Annotated in this window: 3 protein-coding genes; all 3 read left to right on the plus strand. The window is 42.5% G+C overall.

All coding sequences use genetic code 11. The features are described from left to right. Positions 1-305: 305 nt before the first annotated feature. The gene (locus PX481_RS00860; RefSeq protein WP_043996442.1) at positions 306-518 is read left to right on the plus strand and encodes a peptidoglycan-binding domain-containing protein; all 213 of its coding nucleotides are present in this window, start codon (positions 306-308) and stop codon (positions 516-518) included. 63 nt (positions 519-581) lie between these two features. After that, positions 582-1,352, plus strand: a complete 771-nt coding sequence (locus PX481_RS00865; RefSeq protein WP_002756839.1) for a peptidoglycan-binding protein — start codon at positions 582-584, stop codon at positions 1,350-1,352. A 302-nt stretch (positions 1,353-1,654) separates the two neighbouring features. Next, positions 1,655-2,806, plus strand: a complete 1,152-nt coding sequence (locus tag PX481_RS00870; protein ID WP_288093154.1) for a hypothetical protein — start codon at positions 1,655-1,657, stop codon at positions 2,804-2,806. Positions 2,807-2,907 lie beyond the last annotated feature (101 nt).

Genomic DNA, 2,907 nt, shown 5'->3' on the forward strand with positions numbered 1-2,907 from the left:
AATTACTGGTGCAAGTTGGCAATCTTGTAATGTACCGCAAGTCCTTCGTCATCGCTGTGCTTATCTAAATGGTTGCCTTTTTTAACTTTTTTATTGATCTCATTAAGCATTTCTACTTATTGCAAAGGTGAGATGCTCCCCTGTGGAATCAAAACAATCCCAATGACAGGATTGCAGAGGATGGGCAGTGGGGTCCAAATACCGCCGCTCGTCTCGGTAAATCTCCTGCTAATGGCTTTGCTAATGGTCCGACTCTAGACACAGGGGTTAATGGTGGGGGTAGCGTTGAACTAGGAGATCGCTTATTGCAACTCACGCGCCCACTTTTGGAAGGAGATGACGTGCGTCAAGTTCAGCAAGCATTAGTCCGCAATGGTTTCCAGTCAACAGTTGATGGTTTCTTTGGTCCAAAGACAGAAGAAGCAGTTAAAGCATTTCAACAACAGAAACAATTGCAACCTGTTGATGGCATCGTTGGACCTGCCACGCTTGCGGCTTTGGGACTCTCATCTTCCTAAAGGCAAACTGACATCAATAACCATGGAAACTATCGAAAACAAAATGCAAGGAGAATTTGCACAATGATCGGTCCAACCTTACGTTTATTTGACGGATTTGACCACACTTCTCCTCAACTTCGAGACGAAGTGATGGAACTGCAAGAACTGCTCAATGCCAAAGGAATTGCTGTCGTTATTGATGGCTTCTTTGGACAGGCAACCGAAATGGCTGTCAAACAATTTCAACGCTCTCGTGGTTTGGATGATGATGGAATTGTCGGTCCGCTGACTTGGGCAGCATTATCAGACGAGCAACCTCCCAATCTTGAACTTGTGTTTGCCACGACAATTGCTCGCAATGATGCTTCCATGCTCAGACAATTAGAAGCCGCTCAACAGTTTAGAGCTTTTATTGAAGAAGGAGCTAACCAACAGGGCTTTCCGATTGCTGTGATTGCGGGCATTGGTTCACGAGAATCTCACTGGGGATTACTCTTAAATCCACCTGGCCCTTCTGGTACGGGAGATTTTGGTCACGGTCGGGGACTGATGCAAATTGATGACCGTGCTTTTCCTCAGTTTACCTCTACTGGTAAGTGGAAAGATCCCAGAGAGAACATTCTCTTTGGCTGTCAAGTTCTTGCTGACAACCGAGCTTTTATGCAACGCAAGACTAATTTGCAAGGCAAAGAGCTTATCCGTGCCGCTTTAGCTGCATACAATTCTGGACCTGGAAATGCCCTAAGAGCTTTGCTCGACCACGGAGATGTTGATTTCTTCACTGCTAACCGGAATTATGGCAAAGATACTCTCAGTCGAGCCGGATGGTTCCAGTTACGTGGTTGGAGTTGACTAACAAAGTAAGTAGAGTTGTTGCATGAGCTAAATTATTGTCAACAACTCTATATTATTGCTCAAAGTTTTTAAACAATTTTATTGCCGAGATTTTTTCTAATTATGCCATTTACCGCCAAAGTCATTACCACAGCCGAATGGGGAGCGAGACCGCCAAAACTGGGAACGTTTCCTTTTAAAAGAACAGTTCCCCGTTATGTCATCGTCCACTATTTTTGTAAAAGGAGGTAAAAGCCACAATTAAACTTAAAACTCCATACATCGATCCAGTTTTATCCCCAAAAAAGAGGTGAATGACAATGAAAAAATCAATTGTTAAATGGATGCTTACTGCATTACTAACTACTGTTTTTGTGACTTTTGCCTATGGATTAGTTACCAACGTCTTAGCTCAAACTCCTTCTCCAACTCCTTCTGTAACACCTTCCTCTAAAACTCCTTCCCCGACTCCTGCTCCAACATCTTCCCCTCAAATCCCCTCCCGGACTGCTGCTGCAACATCTTCCCCTCAAACTCAATCTGGGACTCCTGCGAAGTTCTCTGACCAGGCGTTGGCAATAGCAATAGCATTAGGGGGTGTTTTGGGTTTCTATACAATTACTGTCTTGTGGGTAAGCTGGGATAACAACTATAATTTTCGTGAATTATGGATTAAGCCCGTAGCTTTGACAGCAGGACACCTTGGTAAAGCTAGTCTTTCTAATTTTCAAATTTTTGGTTTCACTTTAGTGGTGCTATTTCGACTTCTATACACTCTGTCCAATGAGAAAGAACTGAGTGGGCTATCAAATGATATTCTTTTACTACTAGGTATCAGTGCTGTTGGCACAACTGGTTCCAAGGTGATAGCATTGGGAAGCAAACGACTGACATTCTCTAATTGGGCCTGGTTGCGAAATCATCAATGGCTGACCATTGGTGAAAAAGGTTACGAGAAAAAACCAGAATTAGAAGATGCAAAATGGAGCGACCTAATCAAAAGCGGTGGTTCATTTGATGTTTACAGCTTTCAACTAGCAGGTTTTAGCTTGTTGGTAGCTGCTAGCTTATTTTTAGGTGTTTTCGGTACTGGTTCAGATCTGGCGACATTTACTTTACCGCAAAACTTTCTTTCTATTCTTGGACTGAGCAACGTTGTCTATCTAGGAGGGAAAGTTACAGATCCAAATTCTTACGAAGAACTCAACCAAAAAATCGATGAATTACGGACGGAAGAAACAGACTTAATTTCTCAATACCCTAATATTCAACCCGAAAGTTATGGAAAGTATATTGCCAAAGCGCGTATTGTTGCAGAGATGCTAAGGTCATTTTACGGTGAGAAAGGAATTTTTAGCGGTAATCCCATTGACTTTAGTAAATTGATGCCAAATATTCCTCAAAAAGACCCCCAATTTCAGCCAGCGATCACGGTTCTTCGTTACTTAGTATGGTTCGATAGGGGGGCATAAATCGACTAAATCCTTATCTGGCAAGAGACTTAATTGATTAGTTCGCTCTAGAGCAAAAATAATTGACAAAAATCGCCAAATGCCTTTCTATATAAGGGTTC

It is taken from the genome of Microcystis sp. M53603_WE2 (assembly GCF_030065435.1).

What these genes read in the sequence shown, in the direction of transcription:
- PX481_RS00865 (WP_002756839.1), top strand. Translation starts at nt 582, where the DNA reads ATGATCGGTCCAACCTTACGTTTATTTGACGGATTTGACCACACTTCT.
- PX481_RS00870 (WP_288093154.1), top strand. Translation starts at nt 1,655, where the DNA reads ATGAAAAAATCAATTGTTAAATGGATGCTTACTGCATTACTAACTACT.